This is a genomic window from Nostoc sp. UIC 10630 (assembly GCF_010747425.1).
Lineage (GTDB): Bacteria > Cyanobacteriota > Cyanobacteriia > Cyanobacteriales > Nostocaceae > Nostoc.
This window is the reverse complement of sequence record NZ_JAAGOG010000363.1, coordinates 1-3,840: the sequence shown is the minus strand read 5'-3', so window position 1 is coordinate 3,840 and position 3,840 is coordinate 1. Positions and strand designations below refer to the sequence as shown.

Annotated in this window: 2 protein-coding genes; one reads left to right on the top strand and one right to left on the bottom strand. The window is 44.7% G+C overall.

The features are described 5' to 3' along the window. Positions 1-135 precede the first annotated feature (135 nt). Positions 136-858, bottom strand: coding sequence for a hypothetical protein (locus G1O98_RS37275; protein WP_163939362.1), 723 nt, complete (start codon positions 856-858; stop codon positions 136-138). Between the two features lie 354 nt (positions 859-1,212). Between G1O98_RS37275 and G1O98_RS37270 the strand changes: the two genes are divergently transcribed. Then, positions 1,213-3,531 carry an FAD/NAD(P)-binding protein gene (locus G1O98_RS37270; protein ID WP_163939360.1) on the top strand — a complete coding sequence of 773 codons (2,319 nt, stop codon included), beginning with the start codon at positions 1,213-1,215 and terminating at the stop codon, positions 3,529-3,531. Positions 3,532-3,840: the final 309 nt, after the last annotated feature.

The window sequence follows — 3,840 nt, the reverse complement described above, 5'->3', positions numbered from 1 at the left end:
GAATCGGGAATGGGGAATGGGGAGGCAGGGGGAGAATTCGTAACTCCTAACTCTTTACTCAGCACGGGCTAAACCTTAGCTATCCGCTAACGGAACTGTTTTGCCCAATGCCCCTTGCCCCATACCCCATAATCATTACGGTAAACGTAGATCGGATGCGATCGCATATAAGTAAGGTTGAAAAATAGCCAAATTTTCCAGTTGCTCAAACTTACCTGTCTGCGTACCTGGATCAAATGCAGTAGTAATTACGTAAAGTTTACTGCCATCAAAGGCAACATGACCGATATGTTGCTCTTTTACTCCACCTTGTTCCTTGAGTCCGGCGAAGCCATAGCGGATTCCCTGAAGTTTACCAATCGGTACTGGTTGCGGTGGGTAGGCTGAGAAAGTAATCTCTTTTCCATATTGACTCTGACGATCTTTCGCAAATGCAGCATAGTGGTCTGCAACCCAAGCCTTGAGTACTGGTAATACCTGAGTTTGGTATTGGGAACTTTGGTAGTCCACTTGGGAACCACTTGGAATACCGGCTGCTAAGAGTTTTTTTCGGAAATCCTCATTGTTTGTTAGTGGGTAAATGTTAATCTCGACTGTACCCAAACGTTTGCCTTTGGAAGAGACACACAAAAGGGGTGCATTTCCCTCACAAGCGGCAACTTGCCAGTTAGTTGGAGCAGCAGCAGTATTTCCCAGAATTTTCTGCCAGATATTACCCTCATTAGAGTTGGGAAGTTTTACAACAGCAGAGGACTTTATCTCTTTGGGTGGAGAAAATTGGGGAAGAACAAATTTTGCTCCCACTGGTATTGACACCAGCAAAATAGAACCTAGTAATAAATGATAAAGTCTTAACATTTTATTGATTATCCAGAGTCAAGGATGGCAGGCTAACGATATCTACAATACGTTAAACAGGGGGAGGTCGCTTGTATTCCTCTATCTGTGTTTAGCTAACAGTTAGAGTCCGACGAAATTATTTTTTCTGGAAGTCTGCGCCTCCTTTTTTCTCTGCTTCAATTTCTTGACCTCAGACTTTTGTCAGTCAACCAGGCGTTAAATACCTGAAAGCAAGGTATTATTATAGAGAATAATACTAAGTAAAGTTAAGTAAAGTCTAATTATTTCATCTGAGTTGGAAATAAATACCTTTAATCTTAGTAAATAGACTTTATTCAATCGGCGGGATTATCGATTTTAAGTGAAATCGCCATGAACCCTAGTTTTTTGACTGATCAGACTTCAACCACGATCGCTATTGTTGGCGGAGGCTTTAGTGGTTCTCTAGTTGCTACCCACTTATTGAAAACTGCCAGCCAACCTCTCACCATTAAGCTGATTGAGCGCAGTCATCAAATGGGGAAGGGAATTGCCTACAGCACCAATACCAACTGTCATTTGCTGAATGTATCGGCCGGAAACATGAGTGCATTTGCTCACGATCCCGGACATCTGCTGCGTTGGCTTCAGTACAATCGCAACGAATTAGCGTCATTTTTTCCTGAAGAAGTCAATGCTAGTACCTTCATTCCCCGCAAGGTCTATGGTTTATACATTCAGTCGATTTTAGCAGAAGCAGAAGCCACAGCACCTAGTGATGTACGACTAGAACGTTTGACCGATGAGGTCGTGGGGGTACAGCCTGAAGAAAAAGGCACGAGCGTCTCTCTGCGTAGTGGTCGCTGTTTTGCCGCAGATAAAGTTGTGTTGGCGTTGGGAAACTCGCCTTCTACACCACCCGCAATCAAAAGCGCAGACAGCAATAATGAAAGTTATCTGCGGAATGCTTGGTCAGCCGATGCCCTAGCAGACCTCGATCTGGATGCGCCCGTGCTGCTAATTGGTACAGGACTAACGATGGTGGATATGGTTTTATCTCTGCACGATCGCCAACATCGGGGCAAAATTTATGCTATATCTCGACGAGGGTTATTTCCCCAAAAACATCAAGCAGCTAAACCTTATCCTAGCTTTTTGACCCCAGAGACTTCACCAAAAAGTGTGCGCGGCTGGTTGCATCGGCTGCGTGCCGAGGTGGAAGTTGCAGCTGCCCAAGGCTATGATTGGCGATCGGTAATTGATTCTCTGCGTCCCATAATTCAGAAAATTTGGCAAAAACTACCGACTGAGGAACAGCAGCGCTTTTTGCGTCACCTAACAGCCTATTGGGATGTGCATCGTCACCGTATTGCCCCCAAAGTGGCGGATGTTGTCACTGAAATGTTGGATTCTGGTCAACTTAACATTTCCGCCGGACGGATTCGGGAATATCAAGCTTTGCCGGATGGTGTGGCAGTGACTGTATGCCAGCGCAAAACCCATGCTAATACTGTCTTACACGTCCACCGTGTAGTGAATTGTACCGGGGTAGCAGCAGATTATCGCCGATCGCCTCACCCCCTAATTGCTGATTTGCGATCGCAAGGATTAATTCGCCCCAATGCCATCGGCTTAGGATTAGATGCAGATCCCCACGGTGCTTTATATACGGCAGACAGTAATGTTTCGACACTGCTGTATACCTTGGGAACTCCTCGCAAAGGCGACTTGTGGGAAACTATTGCTGTTCCAGAATTACGGGTGCAGGCGCAGGAATTATCTCAAGCGTTATTGCAGTCGCTGCCAGTACGTGTGCGTCCGATTCCCACAATGCTGTTAAATAAGGAAACAGGCGATGGTGGCTCACAAATACCCCAGTCAAGCTTACTATTTCGGCAATTCTTTGACCCTGAAACTAGTAGTTATACTTACCTGATTGCCGATCGACAGACAGGAGATGCTGTTCTAGTTGACCCTGTATTAGAGCAAGTTGACCGCGATTTGCAATCATTAGATGAATTAGGATTAAAGCTACGCTATTGTCTAGAAACTCATCTTCATGCCGATCACATCACAGGGGCAGGCAAACTTAGGCAACAAACAGGCTGTCAGGTGATCGTTCCCCAGAATCCTGCTGTCACGAAAGCCGATCGCTCTCTTGTCGGTGGCGAAATCATCGATGTGGGATCGGTAGCGATCGAAGCAATTTTCACACCAGGTCACAGTGCTAGTCACATAGCATATTTGGTAAACAAAACCCACTTATTAACTGGTGATGCCTTATTTATTCGTGGTTGTGGACGCACAGATTTTCAAGGTGGCGATCCTGGAACCCTATACGATGTGGTGACACAACGCTTATTCACCTTGCCAGATGATACCTTGGTATATCCCGCCCATGATTACAAAGGACGTACAGTTTCCACCATTGGCGAAGAAAAGCGTTTTAATCCTAGATTTAACGATTCCTACGGAGCGCTGCGCGAACGCAGCCGTAGTCAATTCATTACAATCATGAATAATCTCAAATTGAGTTATCCTCAAAAGATGAATGCAACAGTACCGGCCAATGAATACTGTGGTGATTTTATCCCCCAAGATAGCTTAAGCCCGGCCATGAGTCTGGCTACAGATGAAGAAAAGAAACAAATAGAAATCACAGTTATGACTAATACGGAAATCTACAATGATTACTTTGCTATGTATATCTAGAACCAACAAGAGTTCTGTGAAGCTGGGATAAGGCTTTTTCAGCAGCTTGATGACTACAGGCTGTTGGTCAGTCTCTTTATATCCGCGATAAACCAGGGTTCTTGAACCATTGTAAAGTTGTTCGCTAATTTGATATCCCGCTCATGGTTTCAGCTTTTAGTATTTTCCGATGAACTCCCGTAATTCTTAGAGAGGTATCTAGTAAATACCTCCTCTGTTGCTAACTTAAATTAAAAGCGCCCTCCCGAAGTGGGAGAGCGCTTTCTTATTTAGCTAATTGAGTTAATGCTTGAGAATTAACCGTTGATA

Coding starts and splice junctions, on each gene's coding strand:
- G1O98_RS37275 (WP_163939362.1), bottom strand. CDS start 858: ATGTTAAGACTTTATCATTTATTACTAGGTTCTATTTTGCTGGTGTCA.
- G1O98_RS37270 (WP_163939360.1), top strand. CDS start 1,213: ATGAACCCTAGTTTTTTGACTGATCAGACTTCAACCACGATCGCTATT.